General features: G+C 59.4%; 19 protein-coding genes. 11 read left to right on the forward strand and 8 right to left on the reverse strand.

Annotated elements, in window-relative coordinates; genetic code table 11:
• Positions 1 to 140: 140 nt before the first annotated feature.
• A complete protein-coding gene (locus tag SBL51_RS05575; RefSeq protein WP_317929862.1) occupies positions 141 to 1,733 on the reverse strand; it encodes a GMC oxidoreductase in 1,593 nt (530 codons plus the stop codon).
• Between the two features lie 906 nt (positions 1,734 to 2,639).
• On the opposite strand from SBL51_RS05575, the gene SBL51_RS05580 reads away from it, so the two are divergent.
• Both SBL51_RS05580 and SBL51_RS05585 read left to right on the forward strand, forming a co-directional pair.
• Positions 2,640 to 3,416 (forward strand): SDR family oxidoreductase, encoded by a 777-nt coding sequence (locus tag SBL51_RS05580; RefSeq protein ID WP_317929864.1) that lies wholly within the window; start codon positions 2,640 to 2,642, stop codon positions 3,414 to 3,416.
• A gap of 151 nt (positions 3,417 to 3,567) precedes the next feature.
• Positions 3,568 to 4,620 carry an aldo/keto reductase gene (locus SBL51_RS05585; protein ID WP_317929866.1) on the forward strand — a complete coding sequence of 351 codons (1,053 nt, stop codon included), beginning with the start codon at positions 3,568 to 3,570 and terminating at the stop codon, positions 4,618 to 4,620.
• A gap of 79 nt (positions 4,621 to 4,699) precedes the next feature.
• On the opposite strand, the gene SBL51_RS05590 is transcribed toward SBL51_RS05585, so the two are convergent.
• The gene (locus SBL51_RS05590; RefSeq protein WP_317929867.1) at positions 4,700 to 5,062 is read right to left on the reverse strand and encodes a DUF4870 domain-containing protein; all 363 of its coding nucleotides are present in this window, start codon (positions 5,060 to 5,062) and stop codon (positions 4,700 to 4,702) included.
• Between the two features lie 344 nt (positions 5,063 to 5,406).
• Between SBL51_RS05590 and SBL51_RS05595 the strand changes: the two genes are divergently transcribed.
• Positions 5,407 to 6,852 (forward strand): sulfatase, encoded by a 1,446-nt coding sequence (locus SBL51_RS05595; protein ID WP_317929869.1) that lies wholly within the window; start codon positions 5,407 to 5,409, stop codon positions 6,850 to 6,852.
• A 158-nt stretch (positions 6,853 to 7,010) separates the two neighbouring features.
• On the opposite strand, the gene SBL51_RS05600 is transcribed toward SBL51_RS05595, so the two are convergent.
• A complete protein-coding gene (locus SBL51_RS05600) occupies positions 7,011 to 8,189 on the reverse strand; it encodes an MFS transporter (RefSeq protein ID WP_317929870.1) in 1,179 nt (392 codons plus the stop codon).
• Between the two features lie 10 nt (positions 8,190 to 8,199).
• Positions 8,200 to 8,331, reverse strand: coding sequence for a hypothetical protein (locus SBL51_RS05605; RefSeq protein ID WP_317929872.1), 132 nt, complete (start codon positions 8,329 to 8,331; stop codon positions 8,200 to 8,202).
• Between the two features lie 128 nt (positions 8,332 to 8,459).
• Between SBL51_RS05605 and SBL51_RS05610 the strand changes: the two genes are divergently transcribed.
• Together SBL51_RS05610 and SBL51_RS05615 are read left to right on the forward strand one after the other, a co-directional pair.
• Positions 8,460 to 9,650 carry a hypothetical protein gene (locus tag SBL51_RS05610; RefSeq protein ID WP_317929873.1) on the forward strand — a complete coding sequence of 397 codons (1,191 nt, stop codon included), beginning with the start codon at positions 8,460 to 8,462 and terminating at the stop codon, positions 9,648 to 9,650.
• Positions 9,651 to 9,681: 31 nt separating this feature from the next.
• A complete protein-coding gene (locus SBL51_RS05615) occupies positions 9,682 to 11,172 on the forward strand; it encodes a hypothetical protein (RefSeq protein WP_317929875.1) in 1,491 nt (496 codons plus the stop codon).
• A 107-nt stretch (positions 11,173 to 11,279) separates the two neighbouring features.
• Here SBL51_RS05615 and SBL51_RS05620 read toward each other — a convergent pair whose 3' ends face one another.
• A complete protein-coding gene (locus tag SBL51_RS05620; protein ID WP_317929877.1) occupies positions 11,280 to 11,756 on the reverse strand; it encodes an LEA type 2 family protein in 477 nt (158 codons plus the stop codon).
• A 114-nt stretch (positions 11,757 to 11,870) separates the two neighbouring features.
• A complete protein-coding gene (locus tag SBL51_RS05625) occupies positions 11,871 to 12,215 on the reverse strand; it encodes a GFA family protein (protein WP_317929879.1) in 345 nt (114 codons plus the stop codon).
• A 27-nt stretch (positions 12,216 to 12,242) separates the two neighbouring features.
• On the opposite strand from SBL51_RS05625, the gene SBL51_RS05630 reads away from it, so the two are divergent.
• The 3 genes from SBL51_RS05630 (at position 12,243) to SBL51_RS05640 (ending at position 16,681) form a co-directional block, all read left to right on the forward strand.
• Positions 12,243 to 14,864, forward strand: coding sequence for a zinc-dependent metalloprotease (locus tag SBL51_RS05630; protein ID WP_317929881.1), 2,622 nt, complete (start codon positions 12,243 to 12,245; stop codon positions 14,862 to 14,864).
• 1,045 nt (positions 14,865 to 15,909) lie between these two features.
• A complete protein-coding gene (locus tag SBL51_RS05635; protein WP_317929882.1) occupies positions 15,910 to 16,212 on the forward strand; it encodes a hypothetical protein in 303 nt (100 codons plus the stop codon).
• Between the two features lie 31 nt (positions 16,213 to 16,243).
• Complete coding sequence (locus SBL51_RS05640; protein WP_317929883.1) at positions 16,244 to 16,681, forward strand: GNAT family N-acetyltransferase; 438 nt, start codon at positions 16,244 to 16,246, stop codon at positions 16,679 to 16,681.
• Positions 16,682 to 16,747: 66 nt separating this feature from the next.
• Here SBL51_RS05640 and SBL51_RS05645 read toward each other — a convergent pair whose 3' ends face one another.
• Positions 16,748 to 17,359 carry a LysE family translocator gene (locus tag SBL51_RS05645; protein WP_317929884.1) on the reverse strand — a complete coding sequence of 204 codons (612 nt, stop codon included), beginning with the start codon at positions 17,357 to 17,359 and terminating at the stop codon, positions 16,748 to 16,750.
• Positions 17,360 to 17,900: 541 nt separating this feature from the next.
• Between SBL51_RS05645 and SBL51_RS05650 the strand changes: the two genes are divergently transcribed.
• From SBL51_RS05650 to SBL51_RS05660, 3 genes are all read left to right on the forward strand, one after another.
• Positions 17,901 to 20,528, forward strand: a complete 2,628-nt coding sequence (locus SBL51_RS05650; RefSeq protein WP_317929886.1) for an amino acid permease — start codon at positions 17,901 to 17,903, stop codon at positions 20,526 to 20,528.
• Between the two features lie 3 nt (positions 20,529 to 20,531).
• Positions 20,532 to 20,906, forward strand: coding sequence for a hypothetical protein (locus SBL51_RS05655; protein WP_317929887.1), 375 nt, complete (start codon positions 20,532 to 20,534; stop codon positions 20,904 to 20,906).
• 172 nt (positions 20,907 to 21,078) lie between these two features.
• Positions 21,079 to 21,930 carry a substrate-binding periplasmic protein gene (locus SBL51_RS05660; RefSeq protein WP_317929888.1) on the forward strand — a complete coding sequence of 284 codons (852 nt, stop codon included), beginning with the start codon at positions 21,079 to 21,081 and terminating at the stop codon, positions 21,928 to 21,930.
• Here the strand turns inward: SBL51_RS05660 and SBL51_RS05665 are convergent.
• The gene (locus tag SBL51_RS05665; RefSeq protein WP_317929890.1) at positions 21,853 to 23,106 is read right to left on the reverse strand and encodes a cation:proton antiporter; all 1,254 of its coding nucleotides are present in this window, start codon (positions 23,104 to 23,106) and stop codon (positions 21,853 to 21,855) included. The two genes, SBL51_RS05660 and SBL51_RS05665, sit on opposite strands and share 78 nt — an antisense overlap.
• Between the last annotated feature and the right edge of the window lie 73 nt (positions 23,107 to 23,179).

Consider the following 23,179-nt stretch of genomic DNA (forward strand, 5'->3'; position numbering starts at 1 on the left):
GACGGCGCCTAATCTGTGTGCGCATGTTAAAGCCCCGCAAGAGGATATTTCCCGACTGAACACGTAAGCTTATCGACAGTTTACGCAGCACTGCAGGAAATGCCGATTAGCCCTTCCCTAGGCTAATCAGCAGCAGCTTTTTAATACAGCTGTGGAATAAGCGACTCCATAATACGCTCCGCATTGGCGGCAATGGTGAGCGAGGGATTGGCGGCGGCGGTTGAGCCCGGCATCAGGCTGCCATCCACCACAAACAGATTGCTCTGGCCATAGACCTCGCCCAGCTCGCTGGTGGCCGCCCCCATCACCGCGCCACCCAGTGGGTGCCAAATGGCAGAGGAGGAACCAATCGCCGAGCCCGGAATAACACCGTTATCGAGATGCTGCATTTTTGCCAAACTGATGTAGTGCGCCTGGCGGTCCAGCTGATTGGCAGCTTCCGGATAGGAGACAAACGCCGCGTTGGTGGCCGGGTTGTAACTGACACTGCCCAAAGCGTCGGGCACACTCATCGCCATGTGCAGCTGCAGGCGCACCCCGTCAGGTAGCCCCTGGGCGCCACCTGACGAAGGCGAATGCATAAAGCCCACGGTTTTGATTGGGTTATTAGTATCGTGCGCCGCCACACACGGGGGCCCACCCTGAATGGGGTTAACCGCCGGGTTGTAGATCAGCCGGCCCATCAGCTCATCGCCATTGCCACCCCAATTTTGACCAACCTGATCATTAAGGCCGGTCAGATCACCCAACGCCTTGGCTTTCAAAAGCAGCTTGGGAGTATTGACCGCGCCCGCCGCCATAAACAGGTATTGGCAGTAGATCACATGGCGATAGAGCAGATCGCCCAATTCATTGAGCACCTCACAGTGCACTTCGTAACTGTCACCCCAGGTCTGTTTAACCGTGGTCACATTGTGCAGGGTGAAAATCGATACTTTGCCGGTGGCGGCGGCCTGGTTGATGTAGTTTTTATCGAGGGTGTTTTTGGCATTGCTGTTACAGCCGTAAACGTATTCACCCACCGAGGCAAACGGGTTGATCTCACCGGTCACCTCTTTGCGAATCACATTCCAGTTAAAACCGACGTGCGAACGGGTCACCGTCAAACCAGCGGCGGTGGCGTTATCGATAAAGGTTTTAATGGCGCTGTATTGGTTGGTGTTGAGGATATCTTCCGGAATGGTACCGCCACTCACCAACGACAACACCCGTGGGTAGTACTGGCTGTCCATCTGGTCGTAGTTGATAAACGGGAACACCTGCTCAAACAGATCCCGGCGCGGTTGCAGCAGGACACCACCATAAACCAGGGAGCCACCGCCCAAACCGGCACCCACCACCGAATGAGTGGTGTCGCCGTTAATGCGCTCCAGCAAACCGGTATAACGAGAAACCGGGTAGTTGCCCGTGGCGCCATCAACATCGCCCAGCCAGGTGGTGCGGCCATCGCCGTTGAGCGCGGCATCGGCCACCACGGGAAAGGTATCTTCGCCCTGGTACTGCCAATACTTTCCACGCTCAATTAGCGCCGTGCTCTTACCGGCCAGCCCCAAACGCAGAGCCGCCACCGAACCACCAAAACCGGAGCCAATTACGGCGCATTTGCGGTAACTAAAGTAGGTGGGCACCAGCGAACCCATGGTGGCATTGGCGGCAACACTGCCGGCCGCGGCCGAAGCCGCCCCCAAATAAGCACTTCCCTTGATAAAATTACGACGATTTATATTTTTCATGTAGTACCTTTCGTTTTTAAATTTTTTGTTTAGTTAAGGTATTTACACAAACAGCGGCAATAGCAGAAAAATAAAGCTGACCAATTCCTGCTGTAACCCGGCAACAAAAACATTAAACCCCACAACTACCACCGGGTATTTTTCTGCAGGAGTGCCAACCAATTGCATTTCCAATGAGTGGCGCAAACGAAAAAATAGTCGGTCAATCCAATGCAGAAAATTACCGCTCCGTGCAACTGCGTGAGACGCCGAAAACATGACCGACCAAAGACTTTTGCCATCGCCCGATAGCGCTTAAAAAATGCAAATCCGGGTTTTAAATAAAGCCACAATAGCGAAAAGAGACAGTCAACAGACGCCTGATTTTCGAAGGTCTTCTCCTATCAACCATCGAACCAGGCCCAAAAGCCGACGCAAAATTACTCATGAATAGCAGGAGTAATAAACTGTCAGACTTTCCAGGCCAACAGGCTGGCAAATTAATCACTTCGAAGCTAGTGGCGGGTTGCCGGCCAACCACCTCCGCACCACCGCGCGCAATCTACAACAGATCAATCTAATAAAACTGTGAACTTCGCCCTCACCGGGAAGGTGCCTGCCGGGCGTGTGAGGCATCCCCAAAAAAGAGCCGCTAAATGCACATCAGCCGTCGCCAAAATTGTCTGAATCGGATCAGCGAAATACCTGTACCAGCAGTCGCTCCTCTTCGCCCTCGCCGGCGGCCCGATTCAAATTTGGATAAGGTGTATGATCACGCCATTAGTGAGTCGGCTTGGCTACCTGGCCAGCGGCTGTGGCCAGATTCACTCCCGGCCACGTGTGCCGCAGATAAATAAATGAACAATAAACTTAGCGGCGGCTCTCCTGCCGGCGACTGCCGCCCACCTGCGTGGATGAGAGGAAACAATGACAGGCTCTTCAGAAAAACCCGTTGTAATTATCACTGGTGCCAGCTCCGGTATTGGCGAAACCACCGCCCGTCGCTTTGCCGAGGGCGGCTTTAATATTGTCGCCGTTGCCCGCCGCAAAGAGCGCCTGCAAGAGCTGGCCGCGCAGCTGGCTGAGAAAGCCCAGGTGGTGGTGGTGGCGGGTGACGTGCGTGAAGCCGATATTCCCAAACGCGCCGTGGAGGCCGCCATCAACAATTTTGGCCGCCTCGACTGCCTGGTGAATAACGCCGGTGCCGGCAAGTGGGCGCCCGTGAAAGATACCGACGACGACACCCTCAATGAAGTGATCGACATCAGCCTCAAGGCCCCCTTCCGCTTCGCCCGCGAAGCCCTCAACGTGATGGGTAAAGGTGCGGCCATTATTAATATCGGCTCGGTGTTTGGTATCACCAGCGGCATGGCCGGCGGCGCCTACTCCACGGTCAAAGCCGGCCTGGTGGGCATGACCCGCAGCCTCGCCTGCGACTACGGCCCGCAAGGTATTCGCACCAACCTGGTGGCGCCGGGTGTGATTAAAACCGAAATGACCGACGCCTATTGGGAGAGCGACTACTTCCAACGCACCAACCACGAGATCACCCCCTTTGATCGCGAAGGTACCGCCGACGACGTGGCCAACCTGATCTACTTCCTCGCCTCACCGGAGGGGAGTTACATCAACGGCCAAACCATCGCGCTTGATGGCGGCTGGTCGTCAACCAAATTTGTCTGCGCCGAAGCCTTGGGCCGTTAATTAGCCAGCGTAGTATCAGCGCCGGCCGAACCCCATCGGCCGGCGCCTAAACCACCCACCCAGCCAAACCACACGCTGCGCTTTAAACCCTATTGGGCAATAATGGCCCACCACCAAGCCGCCCATCCAGCACGTATCACGAGGGATTCCCATGGCCCCAGCACTTAATCACTATCGGCTACTTGGCCGCTCCGGACTGCGCGTCTCGCCGCTGTCGCTTGGCACCATGACCTTTGGCATGCCCGGCTGGGGCACCGACTTCAGCGAAGCAGAAAAGATGTTCAGCCACTACACCGAGCTCGGTGGCAACTTTATCGACACCGCCAATTTCTACGCCCAGGGGGAGTCGGAACGGATGGTCGGCCGCCTGGTGCAGGGGGTGCGCGAGGAGATGGTGGTGGCTACCAAATACAGCCTGACCATGAACCCGGGCAAGGCCAACGCCTCGGGCAATCACCGCAAAAATATGGTGCAGGCGGTGGAGGCGAGCCTGAAGCGATTAAACAGTGACTATATCGACCTGCTCTACCTGCACCTGTGGGACAACCTCACCCCGGTAGAGGAGATACTGCGCGCCTTCGATGACCTGGTGCGCGCCGGCAAAATTTTGTACGTCGGTATTTCCGATACTCCCGCCTGGCAGGTGTCGCGCCTGCAGGCCATGGCCGAACTGCGCGGCTGGGCACCACTGATTGCCCTGCAGGTACCCTACAACCTCACCGAGCGCACGGTGGAGCGGGAGTTTATGCCCATGGCGCAGGCGATGGGCCTGGGTGTACTGCCCTGGTCGCCGTTGGCCGGCGGTGTGCTCTCCGGCAAATACAGCCGAGATGATCTTATTCCCCAGGCCAAGCCCAATATGGGCGACCGTAAAACCATTAACCTGGCCACCGGCCGGCTTACCGAAAAGAGCCTGGCCATTGCCGAGGTGGTGGTCGCTATCGCGCAACAGTTAGGCGCGACTCCGGCTCAGGTGGCACTCGCCTGGACCTTACAAAACCCGGCGGTCACCTCCCCCATTATCGGTGCCCGCACCTTCGCCCAACTGCAGGACAACCTGGGCGCACTGGCCATCGAATTCAGCAGCGAGCAACTCAAGCAACTGGCCGAGGTGAGCACCATTGAGCGCTGCTTCCCGCACAATATGATCGACCAGCCCACCGGCGATATGATGTTGGGTAACGTTGCCATCGACAAAGGCTAACCCTAATCCAGCCCAGGTTAAGGCAAAAAAAACCACCGCTTAGCGGTGGTTTTTTATTTCGGGAAGCGTCAACAACGGTTTACTCCACCTTAAAAAATTTAATACTGAGCGGATAGGGCCAGAGCTCACCCTCGTTGGCCTTCACCGCGGCCAGAATGACAAAGATCAGATCCAGAATCATCAGCGCCAACAGCGCCAGGAAACCGACAAAGATAATAATTAAAATACAGGAGACGATGGAGTAGATAGTCAGGCTGATCATCCAGTTCAAAATATTTTTGCCGTGGCGATCCACTTCCGGTGACTGATCCTTATTGGTGGCCCACATCACAATCGGCAGCACCAAACCGGCACCCGGCACCACAAAGCCGGCCAGCTGGCTTAAATGCATCAGCATTAAAAAGGTGTTTGTCACCATACCCCAAGGTTTGTAATCGTCCACGTTTTCATCCTCGTGTTTATCAATTAAATTTTTAGACAGCCTCGCAATCAAATCGGTTGACATCACCTTTGCGCCACTGTCGAGTTTGCGCCGGTCGCATTAATAATAGCCAATCGGCCGAGCGACTCAACTGTGGCCACCAAAGCCGCCATGCCTGGGCAATAACTGTTCGCTTTATTGCCACAAACCACAGCCACTGCCAGTCTGAAAAATTGACTGGCAGGCGCAGAATTTTTCCGCCTATAATTGCCGCCGCCCGGTTCAAGCTACCGGGCATAGACGACGCCACTCTTGTGCTATCGCCCGTTTGCAAACTGGCTATTTTGTAGGGATACAATCAATAAATGCGTGCGATATTTCTGATCGGACTGGCCCTGGTCGTAAGCGCCTGTGGCAGCGACAAACCCGACTCATCTTCCGATAATCCGGTTGTACAACCACCAGCTCAAGCCAATATTCTGTTTATCGTCACCGACGATCAATCCTGGCAGCACACCTCCCTCGACTACCCCTACATTAACACCCCCAATATCGAACAGCTGGCCGAAGCGGGAACCTACTTTAGCAAAGCCTATGTCAGCGCCCCCTCCTGCACCCCATCGCGGGCCGCCATTCTGCTCGGTAAACATGTATGGCAGACAGAATCCGCAGCGCTCTTGGAAGGTGCATGGCCGGCAGGGTTTAACTCCTATCAGGATAATCTGGCCGCAGCGGGTTATTACGTCGGTTTCACCGGTAAAGGGTGGGGCCCGGGCGCCTACAAACCGGCACGCAACAATAACCCCGCGGGCAGAGAATTCAATCAGCTGCAATATAGCTCGGTACCCGAGGGGATAGACGCCCGTGATCTGGCCGCCAATTTCAGACAGTTTCTCGACAGCCGCCCGGCCAACCAACCCTTCTCCTTTTGGGTCGGCTCCACAGAGCCCCACCGCCCCTATGGACCTGGCGACAGCAGCCGGTTTGCGGGTATCGCACCACAGGATTTTCTACCACCAACACTGCCCGACACACCAGCCGTGCGCCGGGAATTCTCCGCCTACCTGCAGGAGATTGAGTGGTTCGATAACGACCTGGGCAAAATCCTGCAGTTGTTAAAAGATTACGGGCTGGAGAGCAACACTCTGGTGGTGTTCACCTCGGATAACGGCATGCCGTTCAGTGGTGCCAAGCCACAAAATTATGAGTACGGTGTCCACGTGCCGCTGATCATCCGTCTGCCAGCAGACTACTCAAGCCAGCAGCAGCGCATCGACGAGGTGGTCAGCCTGGTCGACATCACCGCCACCCTCTACGCAGCGGCCCAAGTCACACCACCAGAGGGGCTGGTGGGCAGTAGTCTGCTGGCACTGCTAACTGCACCCAGCCAAGCCGAACCCGATGCCAATCGTGTCGCCTACTCGGCTTACGAGCGCCACGGCCCCAGTGCCCGCGCGAACAACGCCACCTACCCGCGGCGGGCGGTACACAGTGAGCGGTATCTCTATGTGCGCAACTACTTTATTGACCGCTGGCCCAACGGCGACCCACCCAATTTTACCGAGGCCTACCCCTGGTTGTTGCGCGATCAAAATGGCCAGCCCATTGAGCCCTACTTTTCCCTGAATACCGAAAAGCGACCCGCCGAAGAGCTGTACGATATCGTCGAGGACCCAGCCAATCTTAATAACCTGATTGATGATCCAGACTACGCCGAGGTGCGCCAGCAGCTGGCGGAAAAACTGTTAGAGATGCAGACTAGCACCGAAGACCCGGTGCTGGAGGAAAGTGACTATTTCAGTCAGTTTTAAACCGATTGATGTGGCCAGCGACAACCTGACCACTCCATCCAAAACAGCCGGGGCAAGCGGTGGCTAAAGGCGGGCAGTCTTGCCTCCGTCAGCGACTAATTCCCCACGACCGGCGATTAATTCCCCACGACCGGCAACTAATTCCCCGCGACCGGCAATTAATTCCCCACGACCGGTATTGGCCGCCGGCCATGCACAGCGTAGTAGACCCCTATCGTTAAAAACGTAAGCGCGGCAATCGCCAGATAGAGGCCGGCGTAGCCCGTCCAGGGGATCACAAAACCCAACAGATAGGGGCCAAAGCCAAGGCCGGCATCCATCAGAATAAAAAAGGTGGCGGTGGCCAACCCCATCTGGTTGGGCGCCACCATTTTCAAGGCCTGCGCCTGGATACAGGATTGAATATTACCAAAGCCAAGGCCAATCAGGGCGCCGGCCACAAGCAGTGCCCAGCCCACCTGAGCCTTGGCCAACACCAGGAAGCCGAGCGCCATTAACACGAGAGCCGGATACATAATTAAGTTGGCACCACGGGCATCGAGCAGGCGCCCGGTAATCGGCCGGGAAAGCAAAATGGTTACCGCGTAGACAATAAAAAAGAAACTGGCCGCCTGCACCAGTTGTCGCTCCACGGCAAAGGCGTTGAGGTAGGAGAGCACGCCGGAGTAGCAGGCGCCGAGTACAAACATCAGGCTGCACAGGGGCACCACCGTCGGGTGCAGCAGCCGTTTAATACTGAACTGACGCGGCGCCGCCTCCGGCAGCTCCTCCGCCTCTGGCACCCGCAGCAGCCAGCCCACCACCAAACTCGTCACACTCACCAGAGCACACAAGGCCAGCACCGGTTTAAAACCCACCTGCTGGGTCATCATTAATCCAATAAAGGGGCCAATGGCCGTGGATAGCGAGGTGCTCATGCTGTAGAAGCCGATACCCTCGCCCTTGCGTGAGATTGGAATAATATGGGCCACCGCCGTGCTGGCGGCGGTGGCGGCAAAGCCCACCGCCAAGCCGTGGATAAAGCGGTTGATAATGAGGAACAGAATACCGCCCTCAATAAAGTAACCGAGGCAGCCAATGATCGAGAAGAAGAGCCCCAGCAGCATACTGCGCTTGCGGCCGATGCGATCGATGTATTGGCCAACAATCAGGCGCCCGGCCAATATTCCCACCACAAACATACCCACCGCCAAGCCGGCTTGACTGGGCGTGGCGTGCAGGACTTGCGTGGCATAGAGCCCCATCACCACCACCAGCAGATAAAACACCAACACCAATAAAAAATTGAGCAGGGAGACAATAATAAAATCGCGTGTCCAGAGAGGCGCTTTAGTCATACAACACTCATTAATCCGCAGCGACAAAGGAGGCGCAGTCTACCACCTTTTGGCGGCTATTATCTTTGCCATTGACCATCTTCACACCTGGGTCGAGATAGTCACTGCTCTCTTCATAGTAGTGGTCTGCGCAAAAAATCATCCCCCGGCCCGGTGATAATCTCGCAACATTTTTGTTACTCGAACGTTAGCAACACGTTAACGCCCTGTGAGGTCTTGGCCATTTTCTTCGGGTTACTGTCAGGGCTCCCATTAACCCGGAGAAAAACCATGTCACACGTTTCCAAAGGGGTGCTCGCCTGCGCATTGTTCTGCCTGGGCGCCAGCACCATTGTCATCGCCGATGATGATATCCAGCCGGCGCCGGCTTCCATCGGCACCGACATTCCCGTTACCTATTTTGGCCCGCCGCCCTCCACCGTGGCGCCGGAACTGATTGGCGACCTGCAGCTGTTAACCGCCGGCCAGTTGGATGACGAGGCCGGCACCATTACCCTGCCACTCTACCGCGGCGAACTCTTTGAAACCGGCGAGGCGGTCTGGTACATAGTCACCGACACCACCGACCCGGAAGCGGCCAAAGCGCTGGGTTTGAATCACGCCAGTAAACTCTCCTACGCCGATAACGACCGCGCCGTGCGCAGCGCCGTCACCGAACAGGATGGCACCCTGCGCTTTATGGCGGGTTCGGTCGACTTCTCCCCCGAGCGGGTGGTGGTGGCCGGCAATGCCGATAACCCCTCGGCCGCCCCCTTTCCGCCGGCGGAATTTCAGCCGGGTTCGGTGGGCGATGAGCTCTACTCGCCGCTGGTAAAAATCCTCGACGCCGGTGGCCATATCTACAACGCCCCTATCGTCGCCTTTGGCGTGGAGGCAGACGCACTCGACTTTTGTGAGGGCGATGTCGACTACAGCCTGGTGCACGACAAGGTGGTCAGCATCTGTCCCGCCGAGGGTACCGTCACCCTGTCGTTAACCTCAGGCTTCAGCTTTGCCCGGCCGGTGCTCTACCTCTCCACCGACGCCAACGACCCACTGCCGGCCGCCCTGGAGGGTGCCACCTTTGCGCCTGGCCTGCGCGACATCAATGTTGGCAACGACGACTCTCTGTTCAGCGCCGTCGAGCGGCTGTTCACTTTTGTTAATGGCCCGAGCAATGTCGCCGCCGACCAGGTCAACCCCCAGCGCCAGGGTTTAGGCAGCGCGGTGCTGGGCGAAGGCTCACCACTCAATGTGCTGGGCGGCATTCCCACCATCGCCACCGACTACAGCCCCCTATGGGATCTGAACGTGGGCGAGTGGACGCAACTGGCCATTGACCGGAACTACCGTTCGCGCCTCACCGAAGAGTTCCAGATTCTGGGGCTGGTGCAACGCGGCTTTATTACCGCCCCCGGCGGCGGCACCTACGGCTCCAGTGGCTTTATCGTCAACTGCCCGATCGTGCACCGCTTCCTCTAACGCCGGCATTTACTGAATTAAGGAAACCACTATGAAAATCATAACCACAAAAACCGTGAGCATGGCCCTGCTTGGGGTGCTGGTCACCGCCTGTGACGGTAAAGATGGCCGCGATGGCGTCGACGGCGCGGATGGCATGGATGCACCGGTCATGATGGACACCGGCTCCGGCTACGATGGCAGCGCCGCCGAAGCGGCGGGCCTCGCCCCCTTGGCCGGTGGCCGCACCGCCGAGGATATCGCTGTCGCCACCCTGGCCAACAGCAACGCCCTCACTGGTGTGGCCAGTGGCACACCGTTGAACATACCCACCGCCGGCAGCGACTTTGCCACCGCGCCACCCTCGGTGGGTGCCGATGTGCCGGTCACCTACTTTGGTCCGGCGCCGTCGTCGGTCAATCCCAATCTGATCGGCCCCTATCAGCTGTTAAAGGCAGGCAACCTGGATCTGGCAGCCAGCCCCAACACCACCATCACCCTGCCGTTGTATGAAGGCCGCCTGGAAAGCGGTGGCACTAACGATGGCGCCAGCCTCTGGTACGTGGTGACCGATACCTCCGACAAGGAGAACGCCGCCGCCCTGGGCCTGAACTTCAGCGCCAAGCTGCGCTTTACCGATCTGCCCGATGGCATGCTCTCGCAGACGGTGCGCCGTGGTTACTACGACGCCGATGGCCTGCTGGTGTTTGCCAGTGGCGCCGTGGACTTTACTCCCGAGCGGGTGGTATCGCCCGGCTCCAGCGACAGCAGCGGCACCAACAATCTGCTGGCCAGCCTCACCTTCGCCCCGGGCGCAGTCGGCTCCGCCGGCGATAGTGACGATGGCCTCTACTCGCCCCTGGTGCAGATCAGCAACGCCGGTGGCCACATCTACAACGCGCCCATGGTCTCGTTCAACACCAGCGCCGAGCAGCTGGCGCCCTACTGCGACGGTATCTCCGCCGAGGAGGAGGCCAGCGCCCGCGCGCTGTTGCACGACAAGGTGGTTGCCATCTGTCCGGGGGCGGCGGGGGAACCTGGCAGCGTAACCCTGGCACTCACCAACGGCTTCAGCTTTGGCCGGCCGGTGTTGTATATCTCCACCGATGCCTCCGCCGAAATTGCCGCCAGCCTGGAGGGGGCCATCTACACCCCGGCGCTGGCTGCGATTCCGGTGGGCCGGGATGACTCGCTGTTCAGCGGGGTCGAGCGCATTTTTGGTTTTACCAACGGCCCCACCAACGACTTCGACGAGGTCAACCCCCAGCGCCAGGGCTTTAACAGCGCCATTCGCGGCGAGGGTGGCCCGCTCAATGTGCTGGGCGGCATTCCCACCATCGCCACCGACTACAGCCCGCTCTGGGATTTGAACCTGGGTGAATGGACGCAAGCGGCGGTCGATTTGGGTTACCGCTCACGCATGACCGAAGAGTTCGCCATTTTGGGGATGGCCGAGCGGGGCTTTATCACCGGCCCCGGCGGCAGTGCCTACGGCTCCACCGGCATAATTATCAACTGCCCGATCGTCCATCGCCTGTTGTAATCGGGCACTGGCAATCACGCTGCTGACGGCCGCCAATAATGGCGGCCTTTTTTGTGGTAACGCCTGCTACGGTTTAACCGGACAGGGGCAGATAAATAAGCACGGAGTTATTGGCCGAGGTCGATCTTGCCTGCCTCACTGAAATTAAGCGGCAGACGGAAGCTGGTCAGGTCGAGCTTGCCACCCAGCTCGTAGTCGATGGCCGACTGAGTCTGCATCAAGGCTTTTATAAACTTACCCACCGAGAAGAGATCCAGTGTGGCGGTCACCTGCACCGGTGTCTCGGAGTAGGCCTCCAGCACCGGAATCTGGTTACTCACCCCGGTCATCAGTTTTTCGCCGTTGAGGGTGAGGTGGTAGTTCATGCCGGTTACCGGCAACGCCACGCTGTTGGGGTTGGTGATAAGCAGCTCGATATCGAGGGTTTGGCTAAAGCCCTTGGGGGTACCCAAGGCGACCGAACTTAAATGGACTTTGGGTTGTTCCAAATTTTGTGGCAGGTTAGCGCAGCCGGTCAGAGCGGCCAGTGTGAATACCAGGCCCAACAGCGCCCAGCGGGAGATCGAAAAGAGAGTGGTCATCATCCAGCAACCTTAAAAGTAAACAGAGAGTAGTGAACAGATAAAAGTGAACGAACAGGGGTGAAAAATATTTAATAAGTGGCCGCCGTACTATCAGGCCCGGCGGCCGGTAACGGCTTACAGGGATCGGCCATCCACCGCCTGGCGGGGGATGGTGGTCAGGTCCACATCCTCCAGGCAACGGACATTGATGGCCGCCATCTCTTGGCCACCGTGGCTGCCAAAACCAAACGGGGCACAGCCGCAATTGGCACAGAAGTGGTGTTTGATCTCGTGTTTATTAAAGGTATAGGTCGACAGCACATCCCCCTCAATCCGTTCGTGTAGGGCCGAGCGCGGTACAAACCAGAGCAGATACCCCTTGCGACTGCAGTGGGAGCAGTTGCACTCCATAACCGATTCAAAATCGCCATCGACCTCAAAACTGATTTTGCCGCAGTGGCAGCTACCGATATGACTCATGGTGATCTCCTGTTGTGATTAACCCGAGTGAAACGCTTCACCCGGCTGATACCCAAGTGGACCCTGGCCGTGAACAGCGGCGCCATTATCCACCCATTAGATGGCCATTACCGTGCCGTGGACAACGCTTTGCCCGGCACCAATAAAACCCTGCCCGGATTGCTTGGTAAACAATTCCAAGCGTACCGCAACTATTACCGAACAGACGCCCTGGTTCGTCTTACCGTAAACTCTCCACCATCACTGACCGCAACCAGAGACCAGCCCATGCGCCCCGTTTTTGCTTTTCTGATCTGTTTTAGCCTGCTGCTGCCAGGCCTGGCCGCCGCCAAAGCGGTGGCCGGCCTCGATAAGATGCCCCACTACCCCGGCCTGTTCGACCTCTGGTGGGACGCCGACAAGGGCCGGGTACTGATGGAGGTAGACAACTTCGATAAGGATTTTCTCTACCTGGTGACCCTGCCCAACGGCATCGGCTCCAACGATATCGGCCTCGACCGCGGTCAGCTGGGCACCGAGCGGGTGGTCTACTTTCTGCGCGCCGGCCCCAAGGTGCTGATGATCGCCCGCAATCTGGAGTATCGCGCCAACACCCGCAACCCCGCCGAGCAGCGCGCCGTGGAGCAGGCCTTTGCCCAGAGTGTGCTGGCAAGCTTTACCGTTGAAGGCGAACGCAACCGCGGTGTGATCGTCGACATTACACCGCTGCTGGTGAGCGACGCCTACCAGATCAGTGCGCGCCTGCAGTCGGTGAACGAGGGCCGCTTCAGCCTGAACGCCAGCCTCTCCAGCCCCGACCCAACCACCCTGAAGAGCTTCGAGCGCAACAGCCTGGCCGAGGCCTGGCTCACCTACGTGGGCGAGCAGCCCGGCAGCGAGCTGGAGTCGGTGGTGCCCGACCCCACCCACGTCACCGTCAAAACCCGCCACCACTTTGTCGCCCTGCCGGAAGAACCCCTGGCCGCGCGCGCCTACCACCCCCAGGCGGGCTACTTCTCGGTGGCCTATCGCGACTACGCCGTGGCCCTAGACCAAGCCATCGAACAGCGGCTGCTGGTGCGCCATCGCCTGCAGAAAAAAGAGCCCAGCGCCGCCGTCAGTGAACCGGTGGCGCCCATCGTCTACTACGTCGATGCCGGCGCGCCGGAGCCGATTCGCAGCGCCCTGGTGGAAGGCGCCAGCTGGTGGAACCAGGCCTTCGCCGCCGCCGGCTATAAAAACGCCTTCCAGGTGAAGGTGCTGCCAGCGGATGCCGACCCCCTCGACCTGCGCTACAACACCATCCAGTGGGTGCACCGCTCCACCCGCGGCTGGAGCTACGGCAGCAGCATCGTCGACCCGCGCAGCGGCGAGATTCTTAAAGGCCACGTCAGCCTCGGCTCGTTGCGCGTACGCCAGGATATGCTCATCGCCGAGGCGCTCACCAGCCCCTTTGGCGCCGACGGCGACCAAGGCCAAGCGGTGCAGGCCATGGCCCTCGCCCGCCTGCGCCAACTCTCCGCCCACGAAGTGGGTCACACCCTGGGGCTTGCCCACAACTTCTTTGCCAGCGCCAACAACGACGCCTCGGTGATGGACTACCCGCACCCCAAGCTGAGCCTGGACAGCAGCGGCCAGGTAAGCCTGGCCAACGCCTACGCCACAGGTATCGGCGCCTGGGATAAGCTCGCCATCGCCTACGGCTACAGCGACTTTGCCAGCGGCACCGATGAAGCCGAGGCCCTGGCCGCCATCATCAATAAGGCCGACGCCCAAGGCCTGCGCTTTATCTCCGACCCGGACGTACGCGGCCCGGCCACCGCCCACGCCGGCGCCCACCTGTGGGACAACGGCCCGGATGTGCTGGCCGAGTTTGACAACCTGATGCAGGTGCGCCGCGCGGCGCTGGCACACTTCTCCGACAACGCCCTGCGCCCGGGCCAGGCCATGGGCGACCTGGAGCTGACCCTGGTGCCGCTCTACCTGTTGCACCGCTACCAGGCCGAAGCGGTGGCCAAGTTGATTGGCGGCGTCGACTACGACTACGCCCTGCACGACGCCGAGCAGACAGCGGTGCGCCAGGTGCCGGTGGCCCAGCAGAAGGCGGCGCTGGCGGCATTGATTGCGTCGCTTAGGCCAAGCGAACTGACCCTGCGCAGTGAGCTGCTGCCACTGCTGCACCCGCCCGCCTACGGCTACAGCCGCACCCGCGAGGCGTTCCAGCACCTCACCGCCAACGCCTTTGATAGCGCCGCCCCGGCCCGCGCCGCCGCGCAGCTGGTGGTGGGCATGCTGCTCGACAGCCGCCGGGCTGAACGGCTGCTGCAACAGACCCAGCTCAACAGCAACCAGCTGGGATTGTTCGAGGCCCTGCACGAGATCGGACTCGGCCTGGTGCTGCCGGCCAACGGCGCCGACAGCGGCAGCGATCAGATCACCCTGGCGGTGGCCTGGGTCACCCTGCGCGAACTGCAGCGCCTGGCCGTCGACCCCGCCGCCAGCGACAGCGCCAAAGCCGCCACCCTGGCCGAGCTGACCCGCCTGCAGAAGCAGCTCAAGCGAGGCGATCAGGCGCAGATGCTGGCCGCCGAGATCAAGCGGTTTTTGGCGGCGCCCAGCGCCGGGATGATTCCTGGGAAGGTGGTGGTACCGCCGGGGTCGCCGATCTAGATTCTTTTGTCGGTGGTTGGGGTGTGGGCTCTGCGCTGGTTTGCGGTTTACTGCGGTGGTGGTACTCCCGCGTGGGTTGGGTCGATTGCCATCGGGGGTGCGGGGTCCCACTCGCTTGGGATTAGTCGATTACCGGTTATACCTGCTGGCGCAGCTGGCTCACCCTTCGGGTGAGCAGGCAGGGCGAGCCAGAGCGAAGCGGAGACCATGCCCGAATGGGCAAACAGCTTGCTGGGTTACTCCCTGCAAATACCTCAATGGCAATCGACAAACAAAAGCTCAATTATTCCACCACCTGCAAGGCGAATCAGAGAGCAACATGCTGCTTTATTTTCCGCCCCTCATTGGCTATCAAACCAACCAAAGCCGTAGCATCACGCCACCGAGTTAAACGACAGCCGGCACCCCACAAAGCCAGGAGCAACAATCGGCACCAACATCCGCGCTCAACTGGACTAAACCCAACAGGCGAGAGTCCTTGCAAATAGGGAGAAACCTGGCCCAAATTGCGCCAAACTCGGAACAAACAGCAGAATGATTGGCGCTATAAGGGAGAATCTCCGAGCAAATAGCCCGCAACTCGGTGCATAGCAGGAGCCCATCGGTGTACAGAGTGAGGCCACCGGTGCATAACGGGAGGAGTTCTGTGCGGCGGGCGTCAACCTTGGCGCTCCGAGCTGCAGCAACCGAGCAAAAAGCTCCAAACTCGGCGCTCGGAGCAGGGCCACCGTAGAATTTCACGACAGGTGTTGGTGCTCGGAACTCCAACCTCCTCGCTCCGAACCCCAACCATGGGGATAATTGCCCGGCGCGGCTTGCAAAAAGCTCGGCCGCCGGGCATCTATGCACAGGTGCCGAGCTACTGTACACAGCCATTGGCGAAGCCAGCCCGGTTCAGCGAGCACCAAAGCCCATACCCCGCCATCCGCAGCGCTGGCAAACGGCCACAAACAGACTCGCCAAATCAGAAATTATCAGGCTCAATAGAGCGCCCAGCGAAGGCGCAACACAAGCACAAAGGACAAAGCGCTAAGGAGCAGCCACCATGAGCAGGGCCAACGAGCAACCACCCGCCCCGGAGCCGGCCGAGCCGCTTAGCGTCCGTACCGGTGATACCCTCGACAAAATCCTCGCCACGCTTATCTATGGCGTACTCGGTTTTATCGCCGGCCTGCTCGGGCGGCTCTTTGCCTACCCCCTCCATTTCGACTCCCTCGCCGCCCTGGCCTGGCAGACCCTGCCCTGGGCAATACTGGGCGCGGCGCTGTTTGGCTTACTCGCCTGCCGCTATTATCGCCTGGCGATGGCGCTGGTCTGTTTTATCCCCAGTTGCCAATTCAGCGGTTAACGAATAAACCCTGCCAAGTTTTTAAACGCCTATGACTCTGCAACTCACCGCCACCACCCGCGCCGATGCCAATGACCTGGCCGAGCTTAGGCTGCTGGCCATGCGCGACAGCCTGGAGGCCGTTGGCCGCTTCGAGCCCAGCCGGGCGCGGCAGCGCTTTCTGGCCAGTTTTAATCCGGCCAATACCCGCAAGCTGCTGATCGACCATCGCCTGGCCGCATTCCTGGTGGTGCTGGATAAGGGCGACCATTTCTATCTGGACCATCTTTATGTGCACCCGGATTTTCAAGCCCAACAACTGGGCAGCCGGCTGCTCGAATTCGTGAAAGCACAAGCGCGTAGCGCCGGCAAAGCCATCCGCCTGGGGGCGTTAACAGGCAGCCGCGCCAACCACTTTTATCTGGCCCACGGTTTTATTGAGACGCACCGGGAGGCGTTCGATAACTACTACCAGTGGCTGCCAAATTAAATTGGGCGAGCCGCCAAACCAAATAACGCAGCCTTGGCTGCGCTTTTTATCGGGCGGGAGCGCGGCCTACAACTTGGCCAGCGACAGGGCGCCGCCGGCACCCATCAACAGGCTGCCCGAGGCGCGATTAAACCAGCGCTGGTGCACCGGTGACGAGAGCCAGCGCATAATCTGTTTGCCGGCCAGGGCATAGATCGACATCCAGATAAAATCCAACACCAGAAAGATCAGGGTCATCAACGCAAACTGCGGCACCACCGGCTGCTCGACATTAATAAATTGGGGAAAGAGCGCGCCGAAAAAGATCAGCCCCTTAGGGTTGGTCACGGCAATTAAAAAGCCTTTTAACAGCAGATGGTGGCCGGGCAGGTCGCGGGCGACGGCCGCCTGCTGCTCGCCCACCGGGGCGATAAAGAGGCGCACCCCTAGGTAGATCAGATAACCGGCACCGAGCCATTTAATGGCGTTAAAGACCCAGGCCGCCTCGGCCACCAACAGCCCCAAGCCAATGGCCGAGAGCAGCATCAGCAGTAGGTTGCCGAGGCTGGCACCGGCCATGGTAAAGAGCGTGGCGCCGTAGCCAAAGCGGGCGCCATCGGCCATACAGCCGAGCATTAACGGGCCGGGGCTGGCCGATAAAAAGAGTGTTACCGTAAAGAAGAGCCAGAGTTGATCCACAGGGTTTCACCAATCGTTGAGCAGCGCAGAGTGCCACAAAAAACCGGCAGTGTAGCCGAGTCGGCGATGCCGTTCAGCAGAACTTTTATTATCAAAGCCTCATCATCAAAGCCTCATCATCAAAGTCCCTTGAACAAGGTCTCGCGCGCCACCTCTTGCTATCAAGGTCTCACCGGCGTGACAACCAAACCCGTCCTATATCACGACTATAACGACAAACCGCTGTTGTGATAAAAATTATCCAAAGCGACCCGGGCAGCTCTATCAGCTCACACCTTTTGCGCATAACATGCGCCAACGGCAATAAACTACGCCCCGGGCACGGACTGGCGTCGACCAAGATGAGTGTGAAAGCAGTTGTTGCGCAGTCACTCGACATCGATAAGCACAAGGATACCCATACCTTCCTCAACGGCTGAGCCGCCGCGTGTACGGCAAAAGCAGTAGCGAAAGGCGCTGTCGCTACACGGTGACCGACGGTCTGAGCCAATGGCTAATCGTCAAGCTTTTTAATGAACAGCGCGACGGCTGAAGCGAACACTTGGCAAAGGACAGTGAAACAACCATGAACGGCAACGGCGAGACGGCGGGCAGGCTTGGCACCTTTGCCGGGGTGTTTACCCCCAGTGTGCTGACCATTATCGGCCTGATTCTCTTTTTGCGGCTGGGTTTTGTGGTGGGCGAATCCGGCCTGCCGGTGGCGCTGCTGATCCTGCTGTTGGCCAACACCATCTCGGTGTTAACCTCCATCTCCCTCTCCGCCATCGCCACCAATCTAAAGGTCAAACGCGGCGGCGACTACTATCTGATTTCGCGCACCCTGGGGCCGGCCTGGGGCGGTGCCATTGGCATTGTCATGTTTCTGGCGCAGTCGGTCTCCATCGCCTTCTACTGCCTTGGCTTCGGCGAAGTGGCGGCCGGTTTTATCCCCCAGCATGCCTGGTTGGATCCGCAGGCAATCGCCGCCATCGCGCTGCTGGTGCTGTCTGTTTTTGCCTGGCTTGGCACCGATTGGGCCACCCGTTTCCAGTATGGGGTGATGGCCATACTCAGCCTCGCCCTGCTCGCCTTTTTTATCGGCAGCGTCAGCCACTGGCGGGCGGAGACTCTGGCCGAAAACTGGCGTCTGCCCGGCGAGGGGTTCAGCTTTTGGCTGATGTTTGCCCTCTTCTTCCCGGCGGTTACCGGCTTTACCCAGGGGGTGTCGATGTCTGGCGAGTTGAAGGATGCCCAGCGCAGCCTGCCATTGGGCACCTTTCTGGCGGTGGCGGTCTCGATTGTGATCTATTTTCTGGCCGCCCTCGCCTTTGCCGGTGCCGCCCCCAGCCGACTGCTGGCCAGCGACCACAACGCCATGCAGAGCATCGCCCTCTCTGGTGAGTTGATTGTCGCCGGGGTCTTTGCCGCCACCCTCTCCTCGGCCATGGCCTCGTTTCTGGGGGCGCCCAGAATTTTGCAATCCCTGGCCAGCGACCGACTGTTCCGCTTGCTGCAGCCCTTTGCCCGCACCACCCGCAAAAGTGGCAACCCGCGGGCGGGGGTGTTGTTGTCGGCGACCATCGCCCTGTTAACAATCGCCGCCGGCCAACTCGACCTGATCGCGCCGGTGGTCTCCATGTGTTTTCTGGTCTCCTACGGTCTGATCAACTTCGCCACCTACTTTGAATCGTCCGCCGGCAGCCCCTCCTTCCGGCCCGGCTTTCGCTACTTTAACCGCTGGCTGAGCCTGGCCGGTGGCCTCGCCTGCCTGGGGGCCATGCTCGCTATCGATTGGGTCGCCGGCGTCCTGGCCATCAGCCTGCTGCTGGCGGTGCACCAATATCTGAAGCACACCGCCCACCTTGCCCGCTGGGCCGACGGCCGCCGCTCCTACCACCTGCAGCAGCTGCGCGAGCACCTGTTTGCCGCCGAGGACTCGGAGCCCCACCCGCGCGACTGGCGCCCCAACCTGCTGATCTTCCCTTCCAGCACCCGGCCACCACCCTGGCTGTTGCAGTTTGCCGGCTGGATTATCGAAAACAGCGGCTTTGCCACCGCCATTCAGCTCACCCACAGCCGCAGCAGTTTTCACCCCAGCCTGCCCCACGAAGCGATCGAGGAGCCCTTTGTCGAGGCTTTGGCCTGCCAGGAGCAGGAGATCTTTCACCGGCTGGTGTTTACCCCGGAGGGGAGCAATAGCATCGCCTCGATTGTGCAGGCGTTTGGCATCGGGCCGCTGACCGCCAATACCCTGCTGCTCGACTGGCCACCGGTAACGCCGGCCGAGCCAGACCACCCCACCCTGACGGCGCTCGACCTGCATACCGCCATGCACCTCGGCTGCAACATAGTGCTGCTCAGCCAGAGCCCGGGCACAAGCAGACCCCCGGCCGCTAACGGCCGCGGCCAGACCATTGATGTCTGGTGGTGGGGGGATGACAGCAGCCGCCTGGAGCTGCTGCTCGCCTACCTGGTGACCCGGGTGGAGCGCTGGGAGCACGCCACCATTCGCCTGTTGGGCGTTGCCAGTGAGACGGAGCGCGAGCCGGTGGCGGCGCAGTTGGCGGCTCTGCTCGATGAAGCCCGCATTGCGGCCGAACCCATGGTGGTGACCGCCGCCAGCGAGCAACAGGTGGTGGCGCTTTCGCAAAGCGCAGCCCTGGTGTTCATGCCCTTTAAGATCCAAAAGCAGCGGCCGGTCTCGCCTTTTGCCGCCGATATCACCACGCTGGCCGGCCAGCTGCCACTCACCGCCTGGGTCTGTACCGCCGGCGAGTTTAAACTCTACGCCGACCCGGAAGAGGGGCGCGCCGGCGAGCTGGCCCTGCTGCTCGACACTTACGAAGATCACAAGCGCTTTGTCGATATGACCGCCCGGGAGCTGGCCGAAACCGAAGAGAAGCTGGCCGACCAGCGGGCGGCACTGGCCAGGCTGGCAATGCCTGCCGAGGACAAAGCAGAAGCTGACACAGACAACGAAGCCGAATGGGTGAGCGCAGAGCCGCCTCCGTCCAGCGAGCAGGAGAAACTGGCTAAAAGCATCGAGCGGCTCACCGAACTGCAACAGAAGCTGTTTCGCCGCCACGCCCGCGCCCAGGCCAAGTTAAAGTACGCAGAACAGGCGGCGCGGCAAGCGGGGCTGATCGAACCCGCCGCCGAGACTACCGAACACCCCAACACTGAGGAGTAACCGTTGAGTATCTACACACCACCGGAAGGGGCGCTGGACGACGCCAGCCCCGTCATCGAAAGAAGTTTCGCCACCCTCAACGTGACCAGCAAAATTTTGTTGGTAGCCTTGGCCGTTGTCGATCTCGCCTACTACCTGGCCTGGGGCATCATTTTTGCCGTCATCGTCGGTCCAGAGCTTGGTTTTATCCCACTGCTCATCAACCTGCTCTTTTGCGTAATATTCGGCCTGCTGCTCACCTTCGCCTTTCGCGCGACCGTAGAGGGTGACCCCTGGCAGCTAATGAGATTAACCCTGCTGCATCTGCTGCCCGGCCTTAACCCCATCGGTTTTCTGCTACTGGCGGTAGTGACTCTGTTGACCTGGCGGGAAGCGTGACCAACCTCTACTAACCGGCAGCCAGCGGCAGCGAAGAGAGTATTTGCGCCGCTATACTGCCTATAGTTACAGTTTGCATCCCAGGCGGATGCCATTTTTACTAACGGGCTGCGGCTGATTCGCCCCATGCGAACAGAGCGATAATTCTTATAAATAACAACAGTTCGATGCTATGAAGTCCTTTTTCGCGCTTGTGTTACTGCTGCTACCCGCCGTGGCCGCCTATGGCAGTTCGGCTCCAGAGCAGGAGAGCTGCGCCCAGACGCTCTCCTTTGCGGATCTGCCGCAACCCCAATTTGCCATACCGGATGTCTACCCCTGGGGCTACCTCTCGGCCGATGGCGAGATCGCCGGCCTGCTGCCCGGCCTGCTCAACCACCTGCGGGAGAAGACCGGCCTCACCTACAAAAGTGTGTTAATGCCCTACTCCCGCATTGTGCACAGCCTGCAAAATGGCTCCATCGACAGCGCCGTGCTGATGGACGACCAGAGCTACCACAACGTCGATGCCGTCGCCAAGTTGGTTAATTTAGAGATATTGATTGTCACCCGCGCCGATGCGCCACCGGTAACCTCACTCGACGACCTGGCTGGCAAACGGGTGGGCTTTCTGCGCGGCTGGGAGTCGGCTTTTACCTTCTACCGCGAACACAATATTGAGGGGGTGGAGGTCAATACCACCAATCAGGGGTTGGCGCTGATGATTCGCGATCGGCTCGATGCCATGACCGGCTCACCCTTCTCCGTGCCCCTGGCCATCCAATCCATGGGGCTCGACCCAGCCCGCTTTCGCGCCAGTTTCCGCCGGGGCATCGGCAGCATGAGCCTCTACCTGTCGCGCACCAGCCAGCAGGAGCAGAATCTGCAGGCCCTGCGCGAAGCCATGGACTGCATCCACCTGGACAGCTACGCCGAGGAGTATTTTCGCGCGCAGGAGATGGACTCGCTAACCAGCAACGACGCCGGCCCCGCTAAAACGCCCCTTCCACCAGCGGATAGTCAGTGGCACCGAGCAGTTCAGTAGAAAGGTGGTGAGCATCAGGGCGTAGAAGGCCTCGGTCGACATAATCTGCAACTGCACGTAAGCGATATCCATCACCACAAAGGCGAGCTCCGCCCGCCCCAACATGCCAAAGCCGATCATCCAGCTGGCCGGCCAATCAAAGTCGCCGGTGTAGCGCGCCGCCAGGGTGGCGGAGAGCACCTGGCCGATAAACAAGCCCACAAACAGCAGCAGCGCCGCCGGCACCACGGCGATAAAAATCGCTTTATCAAACACCAGCTCGGTACCCAGGGCAACAAAAAAGACCGGCCCAATCCAGGAGAAGGCGACGTTGTCGATAATCGCCCGCGACTGTTTGTAGAAGTCGATTTCACGATCCTTGTGGTAGTCGAAATACTCCTGCTTGATGATCAACCCCGCCATGTAGGCACCAATGGCCGGGTGGAAACCAAACTGGTGGGCAAGCAGCCCTACCAGTACCGCAATCAACAACAGCGCCAGCACCGTGTACTCCCCGCGCCCCATGGCGAGCAGCTGGCGCAGGCCAAAGTTGCCAATGATGGGAATGCGGGAGAGAAAGCCCACCCGCGCGGGAAACAGCCAGCCACCGATAATGGTCACCAGCACAAAAAAGAGCAGCGCCTTGCCGATTATCAGCAGTATCCCTAAGGGGCTGGCCACCGCTTCGCCGGCGGCGATGGGCACCAGTATCGCCACCAGCGCCAGGGAGCCGATATCATCCAGCACCGCCGAAGTCATAATGCCGGTGGCCGCGGGGGTGTGATTCAACCCCTCGGATTTGAGCGACACCATGGTCAGCGACACCGCTGTGGCGGTCATCGCCAGGCCACAGAGCAGCGCCATATTGTGCGAGTTCCAGAGCATCAGCGTGGTGACGTAAGCCACCAGAAACGGCGCCACCGCACCAAACAGGGCAATACCCCAGCTGCGTTTGATGCTGCCCAGGAAGTTATCGGCATCCTCCTCAAAGCCCAGAGCAAACATAATGATGATAATGCCGAGCTCCGAGAAATCCTCGATAAAAACCGGCATCTCCGTGGGCAGCACACCAATATTAACCAGCACCGCACCGCAGAAGAGATACCAGAGCACCGGTGTTAAACGGGTGCGGTGGGCGAGAAACGAAGCGGCAAAAACACTGGCCCAGATAATCGCCAAAATCGAGATATCGTGCATAGTCGTGGCTCGTTGCAGGCCGCCGGTGGCGCCAGGGGTGTGAGAATTAGCAGGGGCTCTAGTATGTGCAAGC

Origin of the sequence: Halioxenophilus sp. WMMB6 (assembly GCF_033283405.1) — a bacterium.
In the GTDB taxonomy this organism is placed as follows: Bacteria; Pseudomonadota; Gammaproteobacteria; order Pseudomonadales; family Cellvibrionaceae; genus Halioxenophilus.

What these genes read in the sequence shown, in the direction of transcription:
- SBL51_RS05575 (WP_317929862.1), bottom strand. Translation starts at nt 1,733, where the DNA reads ATGAAAAATATAAATCGTCGTAATTTTATCAAGGGAAGTGCTTATTTG.
- SBL51_RS05580 (WP_317929864.1), top strand. Translation starts at nt 2,640, where the DNA reads ATGACAGGCTCTTCAGAAAAACCCGTTGTAATTATCACTGGTGCCAGC.
- SBL51_RS05585 (WP_317929866.1), top strand. Translation starts at nt 3,568, where the DNA reads ATGGCCCCAGCACTTAATCACTATCGGCTACTTGGCCGCTCCGGACTG.
- SBL51_RS05595 (WP_317929869.1), top strand. Translation starts at nt 5,407, where the DNA reads ATGCGTGCGATATTTCTGATCGGACTGGCCCTGGTCGTAAGCGCCTGT.
- SBL51_RS05600 (WP_317929870.1), bottom strand. Translation starts at nt 8,189, where the DNA reads ATGACTAAAGCGCCTCTCTGGACACGCGATTTTATTATTGTCTCCCTG.
- SBL51_RS05605 (WP_317929872.1), bottom strand. Translation starts at nt 8,331, where the DNA reads ATGATTTTTTGCGCAGACCACTACTATGAAGAGAGCAGTGACTATCTC.
- SBL51_RS05610 (WP_317929873.1), top strand. Translation starts at nt 8,460, where the DNA reads ATGTCACACGTTTCCAAAGGGGTGCTCGCCTGCGCATTGTTCTGCCTG.
- SBL51_RS05615 (WP_317929875.1), top strand. Translation starts at nt 9,682, where the DNA reads ATGAAAATCATAACCACAAAAACCGTGAGCATGGCCCTGCTTGGGGTG.
- SBL51_RS05620 (WP_317929877.1), bottom strand. Translation starts at nt 11,756, where the DNA reads ATGATGACCACTCTCTTTTCGATCTCCCGCTGGGCGCTGTTGGGCCTG.
- SBL51_RS05625 (WP_317929879.1), bottom strand. Translation starts at nt 12,215, where the DNA reads ATGAGTCATATCGGTAGCTGCCACTGCGGCAAAATCAGTTTTGAGGTC.
- SBL51_RS05635 (WP_317929882.1), top strand. Translation starts at nt 15,910, where the DNA reads ATGAGCAGGGCCAACGAGCAACCACCCGCCCCGGAGCCGGCCGAGCCG.
- SBL51_RS05640 (WP_317929883.1), top strand. Translation starts at nt 16,244, where the DNA reads ATGACTCTGCAACTCACCGCCACCACCCGCGCCGATGCCAATGACCTG.
- SBL51_RS05660 (WP_317929888.1), top strand. Translation starts at nt 21,079, where the DNA reads ATGAAGTCCTTTTTCGCGCTTGTGTTACTGCTGCTACCCGCCGTGGCC.
- SBL51_RS05665 (WP_317929890.1), bottom strand. Translation starts at nt 23,106, where the DNA reads ATGCACGATATCTCGATTTTGGCGATTATCTGGGCCAGTGTTTTTGCC.